Source organism: Pedobacter sp. JCM 36344 (assembly GCF_046546555.1).
GTDB lineage: Bacteria > Bacteroidota > Bacteroidia > Sphingobacteriales > Sphingobacteriaceae > Pedobacter.
Window position 1 is genome coordinate 36,702 of record NZ_JBKHKK010000012.1, and the last position, 23,333, is coordinate 60,034.

The following is a 23,333-nucleotide window of genomic DNA, read 5'->3' on the forward strand; positions in this document are numbered from 1 at the left end:
CTTTAGGCGTCAATCTGTCTCCCTATGACAATACGTTTTTCTGTTATAACAATGTTGTTGTTATTTTTTGGCCTTTCCTCGTCGTTTGGTCAGGGCGTCGCCATAACTTCTGTTGATCCAGGGCCTTACACTCCCGGTTCTTCTATTGCCGCCTTATTTTCTATTGATGCGGCGACAAACATCCGGCCGGATAATGACTTTGAACTTTACTTGTCGGACGCGTCGGGGAGCTTCAACAACGAGAAGCTTATCGGGACATTCAAAGGACTCTATAGCACCTTCGTAAACGGAGTGATTCCTCCGAGTACTCCCGCCGGTACCGGATATAAACTCCGAATAAAATCAAACAGCCCAGCTAATACAAGTACGGCGTCCATTGCTTTTGAGATCAAAGTGGGGGCAGTTCTGACTGCTAAAATCTACAACCGGAACTTACTAACTCCTTCTTTGCCGGAGCTGTTTGGTTTCTGCTCGGGTAGGGCTGACTTTAACTTCAATCTGGAAAACCAGTCTACCCCAGGGGCCGCGGTTTCTGCGCTAGTCACAAATGAACTTACAGGAATGGTGTTTCCGGTCATTAACTTCAACCAATCGGCAAAAACATTTACTGCTCAGCAGGCGCATTACACCATTTTTGCCAGGGCAGAAAAAGGAGGTACAATAGGAACAAAAGCTTACCTGATCGTAAATAACCGGGCGATCACCGCCTTTGGTACTGCCGGTAAAACAGACGTTTGTCTCGGTGATGAACCGCTTTCCTTTAATGTAATCGTAAACGGAACTGAGGGGATTGGAAATAATTATCCAGGGACAACTTACCGTGTGGATTGGGGCGACAACACCAATAATGTGTACACGTTTAAAGACATTATCACCGCCAACAATGAAGTAAAGCACAGCTATATTAGAGATGCTTGCGGAAATAGTATAAGTTTGGGGAGCACAACAGTTTATAATGCTTTTGGCATTAGTATTTTTGCTCAGAATCAATATTGTGGTACAGTGGGTACGCCCATCTCAACTTATGCCAAAGTAAGCTTGAGGCCCACCAACAAGTTTAACATTCCCGAAACGCTTTGTAGCAATTCGCCATCCTCATTTGTCAATAGTTCAACACTCGGGGTTAATCCAGATTCAGATGGCCCAGAGTGCCAGCCAAATAAAGCAACTTTTACCTGGTACGTTGACGGAGAGGTAGTACCGGAAGCGATCGATAAACCGCTGTCCTATAATTTAAGCTATCAATTTACACCCGGTATGCACACCGTTACGTTGGAATCTACCAGCAACGCCTCTTGTCCGCCAGTTCCGATTACCAGAACCATCTGTATTCAGGAGCCCGCAAAACCTTCATTTACCTTAATGGGAAGCAGCACCGGTCTTACAATATGCAATTCAACGATAATTACACCTGTAAACACTTCAATAGTTGACAATAATGTTGATTGCGGAACGAATACCTACAACTGGTCAATTTTGCCTGCAACTTATACCTTGTTGGGGGGCACGGTACTAAATTCTGCAACTCCTCCACAGATCAAATTTAACGCTGCGGGAGTGTACAAGATTAAACTGACCATTAATGCGCAAAAGTGCGGCGCAATTGCTACTCCGGAACAAACGGTAATGGTTTCGACCCCGCCTACGGCAGTGCTATCAGCTGATGTGGTGCTTTGTAGTTACGGTACCTTTGATTTCAATGGGAATAATGGGATTACGAAGACCTCATTCAATGGTACACCGGATGCGATTATGACATCAGATACCTACACCTGGGATATAACAGGGGGATCTTTCAATTTTGTAAACGGCACAAATTTGCACAGTAAGTTCCCGAAGATTCAATTTAAAGAATTTAAGGTCTATACCATCAAGGTGACGCATCAGAATAATTGCGGGACTATTAGTGATTCACAAGTTATGGATTTAAGAACAGCCCCTGTGATTGAAGCCGGTGATTATGCCGCTGTATGTTATGATGCAAATGTTCCATTGGCTGCAACGTTGGTAAATGGTTACAATCCAAGATGGGTTGGGGGTCTGGGGATGTTTACACCAGATCGTAATGCTGCCAATGCAGTATATCAGCCAACGACTGCAGAGAGAGAGGCCGGGCATGTGGATTTAAAGTGGCAGATCAGTACTAGCCTTGCGGCACCTTGTAATGAAGTTTTTGATGTTGCCTCCATAGATATAAGGCCGCGAAATTTGATGACCAGTACCGCTATACAAACCGTTTGCTCTGGGAATGCAGTCAACTATACAAATGTGAGCAGCATAGCCGGAAGTACATTTACCTGGACAGCTAAGCAATCAGGGGGTGTTACCGGAATGAACGCCATTGGATCTGGTGACACAATTAATGACGTGCTGGTCAGTACAAGTCCTCTGGCCAATGCTACGGTTACCTATAGGATTACGCCATCATCTGCAGGTTGTATAGGTGAGCCTTTTGATCTGGTGGTTACGGTAACTCCAAAACCTATCATTACTGCAAGCGCCCTGAAGCTTTCTATCTGCTCCGGTGAATCGGCTGCGATTACCATCAGTTCTAACTTGCCTGCGGCTTACAATGTAAAATACATTTACACAGCCACCGCCTCTGTAAATTCCATTTCTGGTTTTACTTCCAATTCAAGTATTCCGGCAACGCTTTCAGAAATTATTGACATATTAAAAAACTCAGGTACAACAGCCGGAACGGTTACTTACCGCATTATACCAATTTCTGAAGCAGGTTGTCCGGGAACCCCTAAAGTTATTGTAATTACCGTAAATCCTTTGGGTACCGTTGCAAGCGCAGGCCCTGATGAGACCATCTGTAGTAACATAGCTTACCCATTGGAGGGCAACATTCCTGAAGGAACGGCAACTGGTAAATGGACTTTAGTGAGCGGGCCAGCGGTAACGTTTTCGAACGATACAAAATACAATACAACAGTTTCAGGCCTTCAGGCCGGTCAGACTTATACCTTTCGCTGGACGATTAGTACCACTGCGGGTTGTGCCAGCGCTGACGATATTATTATTACGAACCTTCTGCAGCTAGCGAATACCAATATTTCTGCTTCCGCGGCTCCAATTTGTATGGGCCAGGAAGTAACGATTACTGGTGAAACACCAACAGGTGGTGATGGAAAATATACTTACGAATGGGAGCGGAGTTTGGACAACGGGAATACCTGGACTATACTGCCGGGCGAGATCGGAAAGAATCTGGTTGGTAATGTCAATGCCACCACGACCTATCACAGGATTACCAGGGGTGGAATTTGCGTTCTGGTTAGTAATTCTATTAAAATTATAGTGCTGGATGCCTTGGGGAATAACACCATCAGTAGCGGTCAAAGCATCTGCCTTGGAGGATCTGCTGAAACAATAACCGGTAGTACACCAACTGGTGGAGATGGAGTTTACCAATATCGCTGGCAGATGAGTGATAATGGAGGAGCTGCCTGGTCTGACATTTCAGGTGCTACCGGACCAACCTACACGCCACCGTTATTGAAGGTTAATACCCTATACCGCCGTGTAGTGAAGACGACTATTTGTGCCGGATACGCCGAACTGTTGAGTAACGCTCTTACGATTACGATCAAGCCCTTAGCAAAAGCAGAATATGGATTCCAATCGGCAGAAGCCTGTGCACCTTTCGCGATTGATGCCTTCAATATTAAAGCAGTTCCATACCCTGACAGAAATGGTACCTACACCTGGTATGTGCAATCGGGTAATGCTTCAGAGGTATTGCTTGGGACAGGAATTAACTTCCCGGGATACATTATCAGTACAGATAACACCACCATAAAAATCAGGCTGGTTGTAACGAGTAGCCTGGGTTGTACGATGGACGAAACCGTTCACACTTTTAGTACCCCTGCAAATGTAAGGGCTGCTTTTACGCAGGATAAACTTTCAGGCTGCGGACCATTGCAGGTTACTTTCGCAAACACATCGAATATCAGCAGCGGGGTAACTTTTAGATGGGATTTTGGAAATGGCCAGACTTCAGAGGTTGCTGATCCTGGTGTGGTTAATTTTTTGCAGGATGCGAGAGGCGGGGAAAAGGTTTACAACGTGACCTTGGATGCGAAAAACGCCTGTGGAGAGAGCGTTACGTACAGATCAACGGTTATGGTGCGTACGACACCGGTTTCTATCTTTTCGCCAGGGAGTACGCTTGGCTGTTCACCTTTGCCGGTAACCTTTGTCAATACCTCCCCGGCCTCTTCGACCACCACCTATACCTACGATTTTGGAGATGGAGGTGCTCTTCAGACCTTTAATGACAAGCAGGATGTGATACATACTTACAATGCAGTGGGTGTTACCAGGTTTTTTACCATTAAGATGACTGCAAAAAATGAGTGCGGGGAGCACACGAGTCAGCATACCATTAGCATTGCGCCAAACAACATTTTCGCAGAGCTTGTGGTTGAAGCTAAAGACAAGCAGGGTTGCGGCCCGCTGGTTGTTCCATTTACCAATAATAGCGGTGAAGCATTATCCTATGTTTATGATTGGGGAGATGGTACTCCGACGCAAACTTCGACCAACGCTCCCGAAAAGGTTACGCACACCTTTACAGAACCTGGAATATATATTGTTAAGCTGACCGCAATAAATAATTGCACAAGCGCAACGACCACCGAAACGATCACTGTTTTTGATCAACCCGCTACCAGATTCATGGTAGACAGAACGCTGGCATATCCAGGCTTAAAGTTAAAGTTCACAAATGCGACGGTCGGCGCGATCCGGTATTTATGGGACTTTGCAGATGGTACAACTTCAACGGAAAAGAATCCATTACATGCTTTTAGCGCTTTGGGAACTTTCAAAGTAAAACTGACGACATTCAATGTTGGAGGTTGCTCAACAAGTTACGTTATCGAAATATTGGTGGATGGTGAGCCAGGTTCGTTATTTGTGCCTAACGCCTTTATCCCTGGTAGCGATAATCTAGACTTTAGAGAGTTTAAAGCGAAAGGCACTGGTATTTTGAGTTGGAGGATGAGCATTTTTGATAAATGGGCTGCGGTGCTTTGGGAAACAACCAAGCTGGATGATGGTAAACCTCTGGAAGGTTGGGATGGTACGTACAGGGGGCAGCGAATGCCACAGGGAGTATATTATTGGAAGATTGACTTGCAGATGCGAAATGGAACAGAATGGAAAGGTGTGAGCTTGAATTCTGGAGCGCCAAAGCGTACAGGGACTATAAATTTAATCAGGTAGCAGTGAGGGTGAGATCTTTAATTTTTTTATTGTGTTGTTTGTGGATAAGTGCAGGTGCTCAAGACCATGTTTACTCACAGTTTTATAATGCGCCATTGTATTTGAACCCGGCATTGACGGGTCAGTTCGAGGGGGATTTTCGTATGAACATGATCTACCGTAATCAATGGTCGGGACTTAGCGGAGATTTATCCTATCTGAGTGCCTCTGCTGATCTGAACATTCCCCATTTCGGCGGAGGAGTAGGATTGCAATTTACCCGAAGCAGTGAGGGGATTGCTTACCTAAGAAAAAACAATATCGCTGCAACCTATTCCTACAGTGTGGGTGGTGATGATTTTGTGACCTCCTTTGGAATTCATGCAGGATTTACGAACAGGCATATTGATTTGGATAAGTTGGTTTTTGCGGATCAGATTGACGCAAGCACAGGGTTTATACCTGGGAGTAGCACCTCTGCGCAATTGCCTGATATTTCCAATCGATTTTATTTCGATGCAGGAACGGGGGTAAATATGGTGTTTCGGAACTTTATGGCGGGGGCATCTATTTATCATATCAATAAACCCGACGAAAGTTTTACCGAGGTGCAGTCCAAATTACCGATGCGAATTGTGGGATATGCAAGTTTAAAGGTCTCATTGCTTTCACAATACAGTTATTACGAAGATGATGGCATGTACGTGATTCCATCTGTAGTTTACTACCAGCAAGGTGCTTCGCAGGCATTTAGTGTGGGTGCACAGCTAAAGTACAGAAGTGTAAACATGGGTTTATGGTATAGAACCAGTGCTCAGAATACACCGGATGCATTGGTGGTTTCCTTCATCTTCGATATTTTTAAGAATGGCAAGAATGGAGAGAAGCTTAGGCTGGGGATTAGTCATGATGCTACAACTTCAAAGATCAATTATACCAATACAAGTGGGAGCACAGAGGCTAGCGTGGGTTATGAAAAGTATTTCCCGGGTAGTTCGAGTTACAACAAGTTCAACGGCTTAAGGTGCTACGATTTTTATTAAGGGGTTGGTATAGGCCAAAACGGCAATTGTTATAAATGACAACGCATTATTTTTGCATTTTGCTTTACATATTGCTATGTTTATAGTGTATTAAATACACTATTGAAACCAAATGTAATGAGCTACCCCAAGATTTTTATCTGTGTAATTGCGGCTGCGGCATTATCTGCTTTGGATTTGCCGGATTCAAAAACACCTGCAGATTATGTAAATCCAATGATTGGAGCCAGCACCAGCGAAAAGGCAGGTGGGTCTTTACACGGTCTTGGTAAAACGTTTCCTGGTGCAACAACTCCTTATGGCATGGTACAGGTAAGTCCCAATACGATCACAGGCGGAGACAACGGATCAGGTTATAGTGATGAGCATACCACTATTGAAGGCTTTGCTTTTACTCAAATGAGTGGGGTTGGTTGGTACGGCGATCTTGGTAATTTCTTAGTGATGCCTGCGACAGGCAAGCTTTACACGGTTTCCGGAAAGTCAGAATCCCCTCAAAATGGCTATCGTTCAGGGTACGACAAATCTTCAGAAAAAGCAGAAGCAGGATATTATTCGGTGATGTTGAGCAAAGACCACATTAAAGCAGAAGCTACGGCAGCCAGACGAAGTGGGATGTTGCGCTTCACTTTCCCAAAAAATAAAGTTTCCAGAATACAGATAGACCTCGCAAGGCGTGTTGGCGGAACTTCTTCCATTCAGCAAATAACTGTAGTAAATAAAAACACGATCGAAGGCTTTATGAAGTGTACGCCTGATGGTGGTGGCTGGGGTAATGGAGAGGGCAAAGCAGATTATACCGTTTATTTCTATGCTCAATTTAGTAAACCCTTAAGAAAATACGGCGTTTGGAGTGCAGAGATTCCTGCGGATTGGTCTCGCAAAAGAGAAGATGTGGCCAGTGACCGTTATCAGAAAGTAATTGCTGATGCAAAGGTGATGAATATGGTTAAGACTGCTGAAGGCAAACATCTTGGCTTTTTTACAGAGTTTGAGACCTCCAAAGAGGAGCAGGTACTTGTTAAATCAGGAATTTCTTTTGTGAGCGTTGCTGGAGCGAAAAACAATTTAGAAACAGATATTAAGGGATTTGATTTCGATGGAGTAAGGGCTCATGCAAAGACCTTATGGAATCAATCGCTTTCGAAAATTAAAGTTGAAGGTGGTACAGAAACAGAAAAGGCTGTTTTTTATACAGCTATGTACCATACGCAAATTGACCCGCGGACTTTTCAGGATGCCGATGGGAGTTATCCAGGGGGCGATGGGAAGGTTCACAAGGCCAATGGCTTTACGAAACGTACCATTTTTAGTGGCTGGGACGTGTTTAGGAGTCAGATGCCGCTGCAAACAGTGATCAATCCGGCTTTGGTAAATGATATGCTGAATTCATTGGTGACTTTAGCTAATGAAAAAAAATTAGACTACCTGGAGCGCTGGGAGTTTTTGAATGCCTATAGCGGATGCATGATCGGTAACCCGGCAGTTTCCGTAATGGCAGATGCCTACGCCAAAGGAATCAGGAAGTTTGATGTCAACAAAGGGTATCAGCTTGCTGTAAATAGTGTAGAGAAGTTTGGCAATGGGGAAAAAGGTAACGCGGGAGGCATTTCACAGACCTTAGAATACGCTTATTTTGAGTGGTGCGTATCCGAAATGGCAAAAGCCTTAGGAAAAACCGCTGATCAGAAGAAGTACTTCGACCGTTCCCGTTCTTATAAAAATATCTGGGATGCGGAAAAAGGCTGGTTCCGACCAAAGAAAGCGGATGGAACCTGGGAAGCGTGGCCTGAGGCTGGGAGGATGACCCAGGGTTACGGTTCTGTGGAATCCAATCCTTATCAACAGGGATGGTTTGTGCCACAGGATGTCGATGGTATGATTATCTTAATGGGCGGACGCGACAAAACACTTGCCGATCTGACTAATTTTTTCGATAAGGTGCCGGAGGACATGCTCTGGAATGACTACTACAACCATGCGAATGAACCCGTGCACCATGTGCCTTTCTTGTTTAATAAACTGGGAGCTCCATGGCTGACTCAGAAATGGACTCGTGCGATTTGCAGCAAGGGTTATCGGAATTCGGTGATCGGTTTGGTGGGTAATGAGGACGTAGGACAGATGAGTGCATGGTATGTATTAGCGGCCAGTGGTTTTCATCCAATCAGCCCTGGAAGTACTCGGTATGAACTGACGAGTCCGGTATTCAATAAAATTGAGCTTCAGCTGGATCCAGCCTATTACAAAGGAAAGACCTTTACAGTGCTGGCAGAAGGAAATAGTTCGACTAACATCTATATTCAATCGGCCAAACTGAACGGTAAGCTTTATACTAAATCTTACCTAGACCATAGTGACATTGTAAATGGTGGTAAGCTGGAACTGGTAATGGGAAGTGTTCCAAATAAAAATTGGGGCCTTAATTAAGAAATTATATGAAAAGATCAAAATCAATATACTCGCTTTTTCTGTTTATCCAGTTTTGCATTGCAACTTCATCAGGATATGCACAGGTAGGGGTAAGGGAGCCTTCGGCGCTAGTTTCAGAGACACCCAAACCTATTGCTAAGTTGCCTGTTTGGGCTATGGGGCCTTTTGTTCGCCCTGTGAATGTCAATCCCGTGATCTCGCCGGTATCAACTACGAGCTTCTATGATCCGATGCAGAAAAAGCAACTGGATTGGGAGAGTAATGATACGTTTAACCCGGCAGCAACGGTCAAGGATGGGAAGATTTATGTATTGTACCGTGCGGAAGATAAATCTGGAGTAGGGATTGGTTACCGTACCTCCCGCATTGGTTTGGCGGAAAGCACGAATGGTACAGTGATGAAACGGCGCGGGACACCTGTACTGTTTCCTGGCAACGATGATCAGCAGGAATTTGAATGGACAGGTGGTTGTGAGGACCCTCGTGTAGCAGTTACAACAGATGGAACATACCTTGTTTTATACACCCAGTGGAACAAGAAAACGCCAAGATTGGGTTCGGCCACTTCTAAAGATTTGATCAACTGGAAAAAACACGGACCAATATTTCAGGATGCGTATAATGGTAAATTCCACGACATCGCTTCTAAATCAGCATCCGTGCTAACAGTTTTGAAGAATGGTAAGCTGGTGATCACTAAATATAAAGGCAAGTACTGGATGTATTGGGGAGAAAGCCATGTGTATGCGGCGACTTCGGAGAATCTGGTTGACTGGGCACCAGTGGTCAATACTGATGGCAGTTTGAAAGAACTGGCCTCGCCAAGGAAAGGTTATTTTGATAGCCACCTCACGGAATGTGGTCCTCCAGCTATTCTGACTTCTAAAGGGATTGTGTTGCTCTACAATGGTAAGAATCTTTCTGGTGCCAATAGTGATCCAAGTTATACGGCGAACTCATATTGTGCCGGACAAATGTTGTTTAGTGCCGAGGATCCTTCAAAGTACATCACCAGACTGGACAAGCCTTTTATGGTGCCAACAGAAAGTTTTGAGAAAAGTGGACAGTACCCTGCGGGCACTGTGTTTATAGAGGGGCTGGTTTATTATAAAAATAAATACATGCTTTATTATGGCTGCGCAGATTCCAGGGTTGGTGTAGCTGTCTATGACCCCTCAAAAAAGAAATGATAAAGAAACTAATCTTTATAATCTTATTAGCGGGTCTTACTTTACCTGCCTTGTCCTTTGCTCAACAGGATCTGATAAAGTATGTCAACACACTGCAAGGAACGGATTCAAACTATGGACTTTCTTATGGGAGTACTTACCCCACTGTAGGAGTCATGGACAAGTTATACAACGCTACTGAAAAAGGTTTTCCAGGAGATGAAGACCAGGGACAAATGTCGTCTTGGTATGTGATCAGTGCCTTGGGACTGTACAGTGTTTGTCCGGGTACGGATGAGTATGTCATTGGTAGCCCTGTATTTCGAAAGGCAAGCATCACTTTGGAGGACGGAAAAAGATTTATCATCGATGCGAAGAAAAATAGCAAGGAAAACGTGTATATTCAGTCCGCCAAATTAAATGGAAAACCGCTCTCCAAAAACTTTATCAGGTACAAAGACATAGCCGCCGGAGGTGTGCTGGGTTTTGTGATGGGACCGGCTCCCGCTAAACACCGTGGAACAGCGGAAGACGACCGCCCCTTTTCTGTATCAGAGACTTTATCAAAGAAATAACTTTAAACTTTAACACAACAATATGAAATCTTTTAAACTAAAAACAATTACTAAACTTGGCCTTGTGCTGTTGGTTTCGCTCGCGTTTGCTGCCTGCAAAAGCATGAATTCAGGTACTACAAATAGCTCTGCAAAACATCCTGAAACCAAGCTGGGATGGAAACTGGGTTCACAGGCTTACACTTTTAATCGTTTCACATTTTTTGATGCCGTTAGAAAAATTGATAGCTGCGATCTGCGTTACGTAGAAGCTTTCCCTGGTCAGACAATAGGCGGGGGCATTGCTGGTAAAATGGGTCCTGAGATGGATGCCGCTACTAGAAAGGCAGTCTTAGATAAGTTGAAAACCATGAATGTGAAGATGGTGGCGTTTGGTGTAACCGGAGCAGGATCTGAGGCGGACTGGGTTAAACTATTTGAATTTGCAAAGGAAATGGGAATCGAAACCATTACTTCTGAGCCTGATGAGAAGTTCATTCCGTTTATCTCTACATTGTGCGACAAATATCAGATCAACTTGGCGTTACATAACCACCCAAATCCATCACACTACTGGAATCCGGAGATCGTGTTGAATGCCATCAAAGGACAAAGCAAACGCATTGGCGCTTGTGCTGATATTGGTCACTGGGTGCGCTCTGGTTTAGATCCGATAGCTTGTCTAAAATTATTAGAAGGCCATGTATTGCATTCTCATATGAAAGATCTTCATGTTAAAGGAAAAGACGGCCATGATGTACATTGGGGAGAGGGTGTTTCCAATATTCCTGGTGTGATTGCTGAACTTAAAAGACAAAACTTTAAAGGTGCGATCTCTGCAGAATACGAGTACAACTGGGACAATAACAAAGGCGATGTTGCTGCCAGCGTTGTGAATTTCAGAAATATTATTGAAAAGCAAAACTAAAAAATATGAGCAAGTGGAGTTCTATGAGACTATTGTCGGCCGTTGGCATGCTATTGGTTTCAGGAAGTGTAGCGGTGGCGCAGACTACCGAAAAGCCTGATGAAAACAGATTTACGAAAGTAGTATTACAGCAGAAATTGGAGGAGCCAATACAGTTCCAGATTTTAGCAGGGGGCAAGGTGTTGTATGCTGAGCGCAAGGGTAAAATGAAAGTATATGATCCTGCAACCAACACGCTGGAAGTAATTGCAGAATTCTCTGTAAGCAGAGAATATGTAAGCAAGACTGGTGAGCACGATGAAGGTGAGGATGGTTTGCAGGGCATGATTCTTGATCCGGATTATGCAAAAAATCACTTCATGTATGTGTATTATTCACCCAAAAACGAATCGGTTAACAGGTTATCCCGTTTTGTCTGGAATGGCGGAAAGCTGAACATGTCTACCGAGAAAAAGGTAATGGATGTTGTAGTTCAGCGAGAGGAGTGCTGTCACGTCGGTGGAGGTATGTTGTTTGATAAGGATAAAAACCTATTGCTAAGTACTGGTGACAATACATTTTCCCGTTCTTCCGACGGTTTTACACCGATCGATGAGCGCCCTGGAGAAAGTCGTCGTGATGCACAGAAATCTTCGGGTAACACCAATGATTTGAGAGGTAAGATATTACGAATTCACCCCGAAGCGGATGGTACTTATACCATTCCTGAAGGTAATTTATTCCCGAAAGGGACACTTAAAACCAGACCTGAGATCTATACAATGGGTAACAGAAATCCGTGGAGGCTTACTATTGATAGTAAGACTAATTGGTTGTTTTGGGGTGAGGTTGGCCCGGATGGCTCAAATTCGTCTGAATTGAGAGGTCCCCGTTCTTATGACGAGTTCAATATTGCCAAAAGGGCCGGTAATTATGGTTGGCCATACTTTAATGGCAAAGAAGCTTACCGTTACTATAATTTTGCGACCAAAGAGTCAGGCGCTTTGTGGGATCCTTTGAAGCCAGTTAACAACTCCCCAAACAACACTGGGCTGAATGTTTTGCCACCCACAGTAGATCCATTTATATGGTACCCATATGCTGTTAGTGAAGAGTTTCCGGAGTTGGGTAGTGGCGGTAGAAGTGCTGTTGGCGGACCGATTTTTCATCAGGATAATTTTAAAGGTGTAAAAGGAGTATTTCCAGCATATTATGAAGGTAAGTGGTTAATCACTGATTGGGTACGTGGCTGGATTATGTCGGTAACCTTTGATGAGGAAGGTAAATATCTTTCTATGGAGCGTTTTTTACCTAACCTAACCCTTCACGGTGCGATAGATATGAAATTTGGTCCTGATGGTAGTTTATATGTTCTGGAATACGGAAACGGATACTTCAAAGACTTACCAGAAGCGGAACTAATTAAGATTGAGTACAATGGTGGAAATCGTAAGCCATCTGTACAGGTTTCGGCCAATAAAGTTGCCGGAGCTTTGCCTATGACGGTTCAACTTTCTTCAAAAGGTACCAATGATGCGGATGGTGATGCATTGAAGTACGATTGGAAAATTACTAAAGCTGGGGTTCTAAAACAAAGTAGCACAAAGGAGAGTCCGTTGATTAATTTAGTTGCTGCTGGCGTTTACAAGGCGACGCTTACGGTTACGGATCCTTCGGGAGCGAAGAACAGCAAATCTGTAGAGATTACGGCAGGTAATGCCGTGCCGGTTGTGAAGCTTGCTTTTACTAATGGTAATTCGAGTTTCTACTTCCCGGGAAGTACAGTTGCTTATGCAGTTAGCGTTGCTGATAAGGAAGATGGTAGTCTGGTTAACAAACGCATTTCTCCTGCTGCGGTTTCTGTATCGATCAATTATTTATCTGAAGGCTATGACATGACTGTTGTTGCGCAGAAGCAAAATAGCTTTGATGCCTCCGCACAGTATGAGGTTGCGAAAGGCTTGATCAAGAAAAGCGATTGTAATGCATGTCACATGCTGAATGCCAAATCATTAGGCCCATCTTTCACTTCCGTGGCGCTTAAGTACAAAGGAAGCAACACCGCCCAGGCTGCTTTGGTGAAAAAGATTGCCAATGGAGGATCAGGGGTCTGGGGCGATGCAATGATGCCAGCCCATGCTAACATACCTGCTTCTGAACTTAACGCTATAGTAAGTTATATTTTGAGTGTGGGTGACACGAAGCAAGTTCAAAAAAGTTTGCCTGTTGTTGGAAGCTACACTACGAATATAAAGCCTGGATCTCCTAATAAGGGTAGCTTTATTTTTAGGGCCGCTTATCAGGATAAGGGTTCTGCATTGGTGCCACGTCAAACCGGCGAGCATGTGTTGGTATTGCGTAACCCAACGGTTTTGGTTAACAATACAGACAGGAATAGCCAGATTGATTTTAATGGGAATAGGTCCGTAGCAACTGCGAAAAGCGAAGGTTCTTACCTCATGCTAAGTAACATCGATTTGACTGATATTCAGAGAATACAATTCGCATCTGCAGAAAAGGGGGTAAATGGGACTGTTGAAGTTCGCCTTGGGTCGGTTGATGGAACGGTTGTCGGTAAAACTACCGTTGGCGAAAATACTGATGGCATCGCTGAGCTTACTACTACGAGTGGTAGGAAGGATGTTTATTTTGTCTTCACGAAGCCTGGGATTAAGCTAAAGGACTTGACCATGCTAAATAAATAAAATCTAAGGGCGCTCAAAAAGGCGCCCTTTTTTATTAGATTTGCCGGCGAATTATAACATATTTCGTTATGCAGACCCGATATTTATACCTGCTCAGATTTATCCTGCCTGTTACAGATGTTCTGATGCTCAATTTTATTTACTTTCTTGCTTATTACGTTACCAATTATATAGGAAAGTTTGTTTCTTATGAACTACTACAGCATTATGTAGTAGTTTGTAACCTAATTTGGCTATTTAATGCATTGCTTTTTGGACTTTATACAGAATATGGTTCGCGAAGGGTAGAGCGGATTTACCGAAGCACGCTCAGAAGTATTTTTATACATTTTATTCTTTTCTCTCTATATCTCCTTTTTCTTCGAGATAATGAGTTCTCCCGTACGTTTCTTTTGATATTTTATGGTTTATTAAGTATCGCATTTATTTTAAACCGATTTGTAGGAACGGCTATACAATTTTTGATGGTTAATAAGTTTCATGTAACGAAAAAGATCGCCGTAATGGGGAATAACGCAACCGGAATGCGAATAGCCGATTATTTAAAAAAGCAGAAGAACGTAAAGTTTTATGGCTTTATTGCTGATCATCCCTGCGTTTACAGTCTGGACAATAGCGCAGCAACTGATGTTGCTGTTGCTGAAATGGAATTAGCTGTTATAAATGGAGTCGAAGATATGTATGTTTCTGTACCTCCTCATAAGATGTCGTCAATCCATGAATTGGTAAAGGAGGCGGATAAACATTTGCTGCGATTAAAATTTATACCTGATATCGCTGGCACCCTGGCGGCTCCTTACACGATTAATTATATGGGAGGCGAATTTCCGATCATTACCTTAAGGAATGAGCCTCTTGAAATTATGGGAAACCGCTTTAAAAAGCGTGTATTCGATATTGTGTTCAGTTTACTTGTTATCATACTCTTACTAAGTTGGCTATTCCCTGTAATAGCGATCATTATCAAGTTGCAAAGCAAGGGGCCTGTTTTATTTAAACAGCAGAGAAGTGGCCGGAATGATGAGTCTTTTTGGTGTTACAAATTTAGGAGCATGCGTTTAAACAGTTCGAGTGATAATCGGCAGGCGACAAAAGATGATGACCGGATAACACCAATAGGCAGAGTTTTGCGAAAATATAGCATCGATGAAGTACCTCAATTTTTCAACGTGCTTTTTGGTAGTATGAGCGTTGTGGGTCCAAGACCACATATGCTAAGTCATACCGAGGAATATAAGGCGATCATCAGTCAGTTTATGGTGCGCCATTTTATGAAGCCGGGGATCACTGGCTGGGCTCAGGTGAGCGGTTTTAGAGGGGAGACCAAGGAGGATGGGGCTATGGAGAAAAGAGTGGAGCATGATATTTACTACCTCGAAAATTGGACTGGAATGCTCGACGTTAAGATAATTTTTATGACTATCATAAATGTTTTCCGCGGAGAAGATAATGCCTATTAAAGTAAACTCTGATTGACGGGTTTACTGTGGGTTGTTTAGTACTCGATGGAATATCTTGTACCTTAGAAACTGGCCTGTGTTGTAAGATATAAAGATTAAGTTTTTAACTTTACAACAAGTGTTTGTTAAAATCTGAAATAATTATTAACTGTAAAGATCATTCAAGACGATTTCAAAATATTTTAAGATTTTTCATGAAAATAACGCGATTGTGATTACCTTAGCGCTCAGATACAGCTACTTAGATTATATTAAAACCCTTAATTGTGGTATTAATTAACAGAAAAATTAAAATAAATTAACAAACAATAAATATTATACTCTCCAAATCGAAAAATATGAAAAGAACAACTACAATTTTAAGTCTGTGCCTATTTTTAGCGTTTTTTACTCAGGTTAACGCCCAGATTAATCCTAAAACTGATTCTACTAATCGCAGGAAGGTAACTTTAAGTATGACAATAGCAACTCAAGGGGCCGGGTTGGACTTGAAATACGCTCCAACTCCTGAGTTCGCTATACGTGGAGGTGCAAGTATTCTGCCTATAAGTGGTGGTGGTGTTTACAAAGTTCGATCTGAACCTACTGATGTTGATTTCGATGTAAATTTTGCGAATGCTCATTTAATGTTCGACTGGCATCCATTTTTGCAGGAGACTAGTTTGTCCCGTAAAGTAGTAGTAACTGCTGGTGCTGGTTATTTCTGGGAAGCGAAAGGTGATGTAGTTGTAAGCTACCGTGGAACTTATAAGTATGGTGACATCTTAATTCCTAGCTCTGATCTTGGGCAATTGTACGGTAATGTAGAATGGAATAAAGTTGCTCCTTATCTTGGCTTTGGTTTTGAAAATGTATTCCCTTCGAAGAGATTTAATGTTGGGTTTGCTGTAGGTACCTATTACCTCGGTGCACCTGATGCTACATTAACTGGAACTAATTACCTAATACAAAATACAAGTAATCAGCAGCAATTGCAGAAAAACATGTCATACTATCGCTTTATGCCGGTAATACAGGTTAATTTAAACTTTGGTCTTTAATCTACTTAACAAAAAATATATGAAAAATTTTACTAAATTATTAAGCTTCTTATTGGTTACTGCCTTCGTGTTCAACGGTTGTCGTAACCCGGCGTACGAAGTAAACGTACTATTCGACGCCCAAGTAATTACTTATAAAGCGGGGCTTCAATTAACTGATGCGAATGGTGGTACCTTACCTGGTAATATAGATGTTACTGTGACAGGTACTGATGCAGGAAGTATCTATGACTTTTCTGGAACAAAGAAAATCTACGCTCCAAACGGTGTCATCACTTTGGGTGTTCATCCAAAAGAAATTCCAACTGCTTCAAAAACACTTTCTTTTAATGTCATTGTAAAGATCCCTGGATACGAAGAGAAAAATATTCCAATGACCATTGCTGTTAATCAGTTTAGTCAGGAAATTAAAGGAATCACTATGGTGAAAACAGCGGTTCCTACTCCTTACACTTCAGTAGTTGTTAAAGATTTTCCACTAGGTACTGGCGGTGCAACGACTACAATCAGCTCATTTTCTACGCCTTCAACTGCTGGTGTTCCTCAAACTACGTCAATTGCTATACCAGCTGGTACAACCTTTAGAGATGCCAATGGTACGCTTTTAACCGGTGGTGCACTTACTGCGCAGGCGATCAATTTTGATGCTGGTGATCCAGAGTTGGTTTCCTTGTTTCCAGGTGGAGATTTAAGTGCTCCAAACGTAATCGGTAAAGACGGTACAGTTGGTGAGGCTTTCTTCTCTCCGGCGGGTTTTACTGACATCACCATGTATGTTGGTGGTGTTGAGGTTAAAAAGTTTAGTACGCCAATCAACGTGTCTATCCAGGTAGACCCTACCTTCAAATTGGACGGATCAACAACGCCTGTTAAGGCCGGTGATGTACTTTCTGTATACAGCTATCAGGTTTCAACTGGTCAGTTCAAGTATGAAACTGAGGTTGCTGCAATTGTTGATGGAGGTGGAAAATTAGCGATTCCATTTACAACAGACCACTTAACGAAATTTATAGTAGGTCAAGTGTTCTCTAAAAAGGCATGTAAAATAGTTCAGGTTACGTTTATAGCTCCTTGGTTAGGTGCAAACAGTACTGTGGTAAGTATTGAGATTTTAACGTTGGACGGTACAAAACGATTGGATTATACTAAGTCTCAGGTTTTATTTGATGGTACAAAGGTTGATTTTAAGAATCTTCCTCCTTTTGCAGTGAGCTATATTGTTAGACAAGGAACTACTGCAATTGCTGCAGGTAACATTACTAATCCTTGCGATGGTACTGCGCTTTCTGTAACCCTTCCTAATCCGGCAACACCTGTTGATTTGGTCACGCTGTTGTTAAATGTTAAATGCCCTCAAGGTCAGATTACTGTTCCTCGATTTGATCTTTATTACAAAGCAGTTGGTACTCCCGATTCTCAATATACTTTACTTGGTACCGTTATTAATGGCTCAATTAAAACTACTTTGTTAAAAGTTGGAACTAGCTATGACTTCAGAGCATATTGGGGTAATACCATTAAAACTGTTGGTAATAGGCCAATCACTACTGCTGATATGTCTACAACGGTTGGTGAGAATGATTTCTTAGGAACTAAGAGTCCACAGTATAACAAATCTCTATTGATAGAAGCGTGTAAAGGCATTTAGCCTTTAATTACGATAGTTGAAAGTCCCGTTGAGTTAGCTCATCGGGACTTTTTTCATTTTGGGACCTCTGTCTTATTATGTTAAAAAATGATTAAATTGCTGAAAGATGGCTCGGTGTTTTTATAGCTCAACAATTTTCCCTTTTATGACCAAATTTTCTTTGCTGACTTGTTTAAAGTATCTTCTGATACCGGCTATACTTTTAAGTTTTTCAAATTCAAGTAGCAGTCAGACAACAATCAATCCTTTACAGGTCTTCTCCAGGATTTCAGGCCATCAAACCTTATTTGGGATCCACAATAGAGAGCCCAACCGAAAGCCAGCCACATGGACAGATGAAGTTTTCAGGATTACAGGGAAGTACCCTGCTCTTTGGAGCGGTGACTTTCTTTTTCAACAGGAAAATATTGCAAATAGGCAGATACTTATTGATGAGGCAGTTAGGCAGGCAAGTAAGGGTGTAGTGATAAACCTGATGTGGCATGCCTGCAATCCAGCATTGGATCAGCCTTGTGGCTGGAATAAAGATGGAGTCCTCAGTAAGTTGAATGATGCACAATGGACCGCATTGATCACAGATGGAACAGCTATAAATATTCGGTGGAAAGGAATGATGGATGAGGTTGCCACTTATCTTCAACAACTAAAAGATAAGAAAATAGCTGTTCTTTTCAGGCCTCTCCACGAGATGAACCAAAGTGTTTTTTGGTGGGGCGGTCGCCCTGGCGCCTTAGGCACGAGGAAGCTCTATCAGCTAACTCATGATTATTTCGTAAAGACTAAGGGATTAACGAACTTGATTTGGGTATGGGATATTCAAGATTTTCCAAGCCTGGCAAAGGATGTCGTCAACTATAATCCTGGAGATGCATATTGGGACATTGCAGCCTTAGATATATACGATGACGAAACAGGCTTCAGTAAGGAGAAGTATGAAATAATGGTCAAAGCAGGAAAAGGAAAACCTATTGCTATTGGGGAGTGTCAAAAACTGCCTACTGCAAATTTACTTAAGGCACAACCTAAATGGGTGTTTTTCATGGGCTGGTCTGAGCTTACCTTTAAGTTTAATACCAAGGAGGAGATTAATTCCCTTATCCAGGCAGACAATGTGATCAGTTTGGATAAAATGAAAGCCCAGCCCAGCTCCTCACTAAAACCAAGGTTTAGGGCTTTGGCAATAGGAGAGGATGGCGGTCGCCATGTGCGCTACACAAAGGCGGCAAAGGAATGGTTGAACAAACTAGCCGTAGATAGCAATTTCATAGTAGAATATATCGCTAATCCTGAGTCCCTCAATGAAAAAGCACTTTCAAAATACCAGTTGATTATCCAGTTGGACTATCCACCATATAATTGGGGTAAGTTCGCTGAAGATGCATTTAAAGAGTATATAGAAAAGGGTAAAGGAGGCTGGATAGGGTTTCATCACGCGACGTTGCTGGGCGAATTTGATGGGTTTCCATTGTGGAATTGGTACTCGGATTTTATGGGAGGAATTCTATTTAAAAATTATATTTCCGATTTTGCAAGCGGCACAGTCAAAGTGGAGGAACCAGGGCATCCTGTGATGCATGGTGTTGCAAAGGAATTTTTGATCGCAAAGGAAGAATGGTACATCTATAATAAAAGTCCCCGGTTATCTGCGAACATCAGTGTTTTGGCTAGTGTTAATGAGCAAAGTTACTTACCCAAAAGTAGCATCAAAATGGGAGATCATCCGGTAGTATGGTCGAATAAGGCTATGAAAGCAAAGAATGTCTACATCTTTATGGGGCATTCGCCTGAGCTTTTTGATAATCAGGCTTATACCAGATTATTCAAAAATGCCATCTTTTGGACCACTACCTCGAGCAAATAGCTTCAGACTTACTAGTCTTATCAGACGAAAACTCGCTTACTAAAGTTATTTTCCCTATACTCTTTAAAAGCAATCGCTTTAAGTCATTGGAGTGATCTCTCTTATCAGGTTCATTTTCAAAAAATTATTTATTTATTCCGTTGAATGATATATAATCAGATTGTTATCAATGACTACATGTGTTAAACATTTCAAATTAGTAAAATAGTTGATCTTCTTTAAGGCTACAGAGATCATTAAAACATTGAGTTAACTGGTTTGTTTTTATGCTAAAACCGCTATTAAATGTGCACAAAACCATATATATTTAGCTATTAAACAAAATCTTTTAACATGTCTGGAATAAAGCCCTCGTTAGTAATTTTAGCAGCCGGTATGGCTAGTCGTTATGGTGGAAACAAACAAACGGAGTCGTTTGGACCATCGGGAGAAACTATAATGGAGTATTCAATTTACGATGCCATTAAAGCTGGTTTCGGTAAAGTGATTTTCATTATCAGAGAAGAGTTTGCAGAATCTTTCCAAGCAGCCATTGAGCCAAAGCTTATGGGTAAGATTGAGTTAGATTACGTTTACCAAAGCCTTGATAAGTTTAAAGGCGGAAGGGAAATTCCTGTGGATCGTACTAAACCATTTGGCACACAGCATGCGCTACTTTGCACCAAGGACGCCTTAGATGGGCCATTTGCAGTTATTAATGCCGACGACTTTTACGGTTATGAGGCATTTCAACTTGCCTACAGTTTTCTTTCGAATGACGCCGAAGATGGGAAATACGCAAGCCTAGGATACGAACTCAAAAACACGCTCAGCGATAATGGCTCTGTTACCAGAGGCGAGATCAGTGTGAACAGTGAAGGTAACATCACTGGAATTATTGAGCGTAAAGAAATTTTTAAGCAAGATGGTAAGGCGATAACTAAGCAAGGAGAAGAAGAAAAAGAATTGCCACTTGATACAAAAGTTAGCATGAATTTCTTCTGTTTCACCCCCGCTTTTGTAAACTGGAGTGAAGGTGAATATTATAAATTTCTAGACGCGAACTTGAATACTGATCTGAAAGCAGAATTTCTAATTCCGGAAGTTGCTGATACCTTGATTAACTCTGGGAAGGGTGTATTAAAAATGATTTCTACCAAAGCAAGCTGGTTTGGTGTAACTTTTAAGGAAGATGCACCTGTAGTGAAAGCTGAACTGCAGAAGCTTGCAGATGAAGGAGTTTATCCTTCGAACTTATGGGCATAAACTAAATCAAGTCCAGATTAGGGAATTATCTAAAGATTGTTCCCTAATCTTTTAGCAGGCCATTATTTTCGTCGTTCTGCTAACCGCTGTTTTTCGTACAGCATCAATTATTGCATTTGTGTCGTAATTGCATAAAGCCCATAGCTCTGCTTGCTCACCGTGCTCAATGAAGTCATCAGGAATACCTAACCTAATCACCTGAACATTGTAATTGTTGTCTGCCATAAACTCCAATACAGCAGTACCCATGCCACCTTGAAGGCAGCCGTCTTCTACAGTAACAAATGTCTTATACCGTTTACATAAGTCGTGAAGCAATACTTCATCGAGTGGCTTAACAAAGCGTAGATCATAATGCGCAGGATGGATACCTTCACTATTAAGTTCTTTACAAGCTTCAACAGTGAAATTACCGACGTTACCAATGGTTAGAATGGCCACATCTTCTCCATCACAGATCTTACGGCCTTTACCAATTTCAATAGTTTTGAATGGACGTTTCCAATCGGCCATCACACCGTTTCCTCTGGGATAGCGTATCACGAACGGGCCCATGTTATCCTGCTGAGCAGTGTACATCAGGTTGCGCAGTTCTTCTTCATTCATAGGAGCAGACACAATCATATTAGGAATACAACGCATAAAAGCAAGGTCGTATGCCCCGTGGTGTGTAGCTCCATCCGCACCAGCTAATCCAGCACGGTCTAAACAGAACACAACGTTTAAGTTTTGAATCGCTACATCATGGATAACCTGATCATATGCCCGCTGCATGAAGCTCGAATAAATGTTGCAAAAAGGAATAAGTCCTTGGGTGGCAAGTCCTGCAGAGAACGTAACCGCATGCTGTTCCGCAATACCCACATCAAAAGAGCGTTCAGGCATCGCCTTCATCATAATATTCATGGAAGAGCCTGAAGGCATGGCAGGGGTGATACCTACAATCTTCTTGTTTTCTTCTGCTAGTTCAACTAAAGTATGTCCAAATACGTCCTGATATCTTGGAGGTTGAGGCTTGTTGCTTACAGATTTCTTAATCTCACCGGTGATCTTATCGAATAAGCCTGGCGCGTGCCATTTCGTTTGGTCTTTCTCTGCCAACGCAAACCCTTTTCCTTTAACAGTTACACAATGTAAAAGCTTAGGCCCGGGTATATCTTTTAGCTCCTTAATAACCTGTGCTAACCTGACCACATCATGCCCATCAACAGGGCCAAAATATCTGAAGTTTAATGCCTCAAAAAGGTTGCTCTGTTTCAGCAAGGTCCCCTTTATGCTTTTTTCAATCTTCTTAACAAACTTATGCGCATTCGGGCCAAGCTCTGAAAGTTTGATCAGTACACTTGAAATGTCATCTCTAAAACGGTTGTATGATTTAGAGATAGTGATGCTAGTCAGGTATTCTTTTAGTGCGCCAACATTTGGGTCGATCGACATACAGTTGTCGTTCAAAATCACCAATAAGTTGGAGTCTTCTATGCCTGCATGGTTTAGTCCTTCAAAAGCAAGTCCGGCTGTCATCGCGCCATCGCCAATTACGGCAACATGCTGACGGTCAGTTTCCCCTTTTATGTGAGAGGCTACTGCCATTCCTAAAGCAGCAGATATGGAAGTTGAAGAGTGGCCAACACCAAAAGTGTCGTACTCACTTTCGCTTATTTTTGGAAAGCCACTGATACCGTTGAGAATTCGATTGGTATGAAATATTGACTTGCGACCAGTAAGAATTTTATGTCCGTAAGCCTGGTGACCAACGTCCCAAACCAACTTGTCATATGGAGTATTTAGTGCATAGTGCAAGGCAACGGTAAGTTCAACAACACCAAGACTGGCGCCAAAATGGCCTCCATTTACACTCACCACGTCAATGATATACTGGCGTAATTCCTGACTTATTTGCTCTAGATCTTCCTCCTTGTACTGCTTAAGATCAGCAGGCAAGTTGATGTTTGGTAAAAGTGGACCGTTAAGATCTTCCATGTAGCTTTTTTTGTCGGATAGAAGCACAAAGTAAGCTATTTTGTTATCAAATTAAGAAGGAAAAACATTAA

The 23,333-nt window shown here is 42.3% G+C and carries 13 protein-coding genes; 12 read left to right on the plus strand and 1 reads right to left on the minus strand.

The window, feature by feature from the left end; genetic code table 11:
• Positions 1-51: 51 nt before the first annotated feature.
• The 12 genes from ACHFIZ_RS12645 (at position 52) to ACHFIZ_RS12700 (ending at position 21,282) form a co-directional block, all read left to right on the plus strand.
• Positions 52-5,238, plus strand: coding sequence for a PKD domain-containing protein (locus ACHFIZ_RS12645; protein WP_410886375.1), 5,187 nt, complete (start codon positions 52-54; stop codon positions 5,236-5,238).
• Positions 5,172-6,260 (plus strand): PorP/SprF family type IX secretion system membrane protein, encoded by a 1,089-nt coding sequence (locus tag ACHFIZ_RS12650; protein ID WP_410886377.1) that lies wholly within the window; start codon positions 5,172-5,174, stop codon positions 6,258-6,260. The genes ACHFIZ_RS12645 and ACHFIZ_RS12650 overlap by 67 nt, the downstream gene beginning before the upstream one ends.
• Positions 6,261-6,377: 117 nt before the next feature.
• Positions 6,378-8,690: a GH92 family glycosyl hydrolase gene (locus ACHFIZ_RS12655; RefSeq protein WP_410886379.1), complete on the plus strand. Its 2,313-nt coding sequence runs from the start codon at positions 6,378-6,380 to the stop codon at positions 8,688-8,690.
• Positions 8,691-8,698: 8 nt separating this feature from the next.
• Entirely contained in the window at positions 8,699-9,883 is a 1,185-nt protein-coding gene (locus ACHFIZ_RS12660) for a glycoside hydrolase family 130 protein (RefSeq protein ID WP_410886381.1), read from the plus strand.
• Positions 9,880-10,437 (plus strand): glycoside hydrolase domain-containing protein, encoded by a 558-nt coding sequence (locus ACHFIZ_RS12665; RefSeq protein WP_410886383.1) that lies wholly within the window; start codon positions 9,880-9,882, stop codon positions 10,435-10,437. The genes ACHFIZ_RS12660 and ACHFIZ_RS12665 overlap by 4 nt, the downstream gene beginning before the upstream one ends.
• Before the next feature lie 22 nt (positions 10,438-10,459).
• Positions 10,460-11,344, plus strand: coding sequence for a sugar phosphate isomerase/epimerase family protein (locus tag ACHFIZ_RS12670; RefSeq protein ID WP_410886385.1), 885 nt, complete (start codon positions 10,460-10,462; stop codon positions 11,342-11,344).
• 5 nt (positions 11,345-11,349) lie between these two features.
• Positions 11,350-14,028 carry a PQQ-dependent sugar dehydrogenase gene (locus ACHFIZ_RS12675; protein WP_410886387.1) on the plus strand — a complete coding sequence of 893 codons (2,679 nt, stop codon included), beginning with the start codon at positions 11,350-11,352 and terminating at the stop codon, positions 14,026-14,028.
• A 68-nt stretch (positions 14,029-14,096) separates the two neighbouring features.
• Positions 14,097-15,488, plus strand: a complete 1,392-nt coding sequence (locus ACHFIZ_RS12680; protein ID WP_410886389.1) for an undecaprenyl-phosphate glucose phosphotransferase — start codon at positions 14,097-14,099, stop codon at positions 15,486-15,488.
• A 338-nt stretch (positions 15,489-15,826) separates the two neighbouring features.
• The gene (locus ACHFIZ_RS12685; RefSeq protein WP_410886391.1) at positions 15,827-16,528 is read left to right on the plus strand and encodes a hypothetical protein; all 702 of its coding nucleotides are present in this window, start codon (positions 15,827-15,829) and stop codon (positions 16,526-16,528) included.
• Positions 16,529-16,547: 19 nt separating this feature from the next.
• Positions 16,548-18,176 carry a hypothetical protein gene (locus ACHFIZ_RS12690; protein ID WP_410886393.1) on the plus strand — a complete coding sequence of 543 codons (1,629 nt, stop codon included), beginning with the start codon at positions 16,548-16,550 and terminating at the stop codon, positions 18,174-18,176.
• A 145-nt stretch (positions 18,177-18,321) separates the two neighbouring features.
• Positions 18,322-20,037 carry a glycosyl hydrolase gene (locus tag ACHFIZ_RS12695; protein WP_410886395.1) on the plus strand — a complete coding sequence of 572 codons (1,716 nt, stop codon included), beginning with the start codon at positions 18,322-18,324 and terminating at the stop codon, positions 20,035-20,037.
• Between the two features lie 333 nt (positions 20,038-20,370).
• The gene (locus tag ACHFIZ_RS12700; RefSeq protein ID WP_410886397.1) at positions 20,371-21,282 is read left to right on the plus strand and encodes an NDP-sugar synthase; all 912 of its coding nucleotides are present in this window, start codon (positions 20,371-20,373) and stop codon (positions 21,280-21,282) included.
• A 51-nt stretch (positions 21,283-21,333) separates the two neighbouring features.
• Here ACHFIZ_RS12700 and dxs read toward each other — a convergent pair whose 3' ends face one another.
• Positions 21,334-23,262: a 1-deoxy-D-xylulose-5-phosphate synthase gene (gene dxs / locus ACHFIZ_RS12705; protein ID WP_410886399.1), complete on the minus strand. Its 1,929-nt coding sequence runs from the start codon at positions 23,260-23,262 to the stop codon at positions 21,334-21,336.
• Positions 23,263-23,333: the final 71 nt, after the last annotated feature.

Coding starts and splice junctions, on each gene's coding strand:
- ACHFIZ_RS12675 (WP_410886387.1), top strand. CDS start 11,350: ATGAGCAAGTGGAGTTCTATGAGACTATTGTCGGCCGTTGGCATGCTA.
- ACHFIZ_RS12695 (WP_410886395.1), top strand. CDS start 18,322: ATGACCAAATTTTCTTTGCTGACTTGTTTAAAGTATCTTCTGATACCG.
- ACHFIZ_RS12685 (WP_410886391.1), top strand. CDS start 15,827: ATGAAAAGAACAACTACAATTTTAAGTCTGTGCCTATTTTTAGCGTTT.
- dxs (WP_410886399.1), bottom strand. CDS start 23,262: ATGGAAGATCTTAACGGTCCACTTTTACCAAACATCAACTTGCCTGCT.
- ACHFIZ_RS12650 (WP_410886377.1), top strand. CDS start 5,172: ATGGAAAGGTGTGAGCTTGAATTCTGGAGCGCCAAAGCGTACAGGGAC.
- ACHFIZ_RS12645 (WP_410886375.1), top strand. CDS start 52: ATGTTGTTGTTATTTTTTGGCCTTTCCTCGTCGTTTGGTCAGGGCGTC.
- ACHFIZ_RS12680 (WP_410886389.1), top strand. CDS start 14,097: ATGCAGACCCGATATTTATACCTGCTCAGATTTATCCTGCCTGTTACA.
- ACHFIZ_RS12700 (WP_410886397.1), top strand. CDS start 20,371: ATGTCTGGAATAAAGCCCTCGTTAGTAATTTTAGCAGCCGGTATGGCT.
- ACHFIZ_RS12670 (WP_410886385.1), top strand. CDS start 10,460: ATGAAATCTTTTAAACTAAAAACAATTACTAAACTTGGCCTTGTGCTG.
- ACHFIZ_RS12665 (WP_410886383.1), top strand. CDS start 9,880: ATGATAAAGAAACTAATCTTTATAATCTTATTAGCGGGTCTTACTTTA.
- ACHFIZ_RS12660 (WP_410886381.1), top strand. CDS start 8,699: ATGAAAAGATCAAAATCAATATACTCGCTTTTTCTGTTTATCCAGTTT.
- ACHFIZ_RS12690 (WP_410886393.1), top strand. CDS start 16,548: ATGAAAAATTTTACTAAATTATTAAGCTTCTTATTGGTTACTGCCTTC.
- ACHFIZ_RS12655 (WP_410886379.1), top strand. CDS start 6,378: ATGAGCTACCCCAAGATTTTTATCTGTGTAATTGCGGCTGCGGCATTA.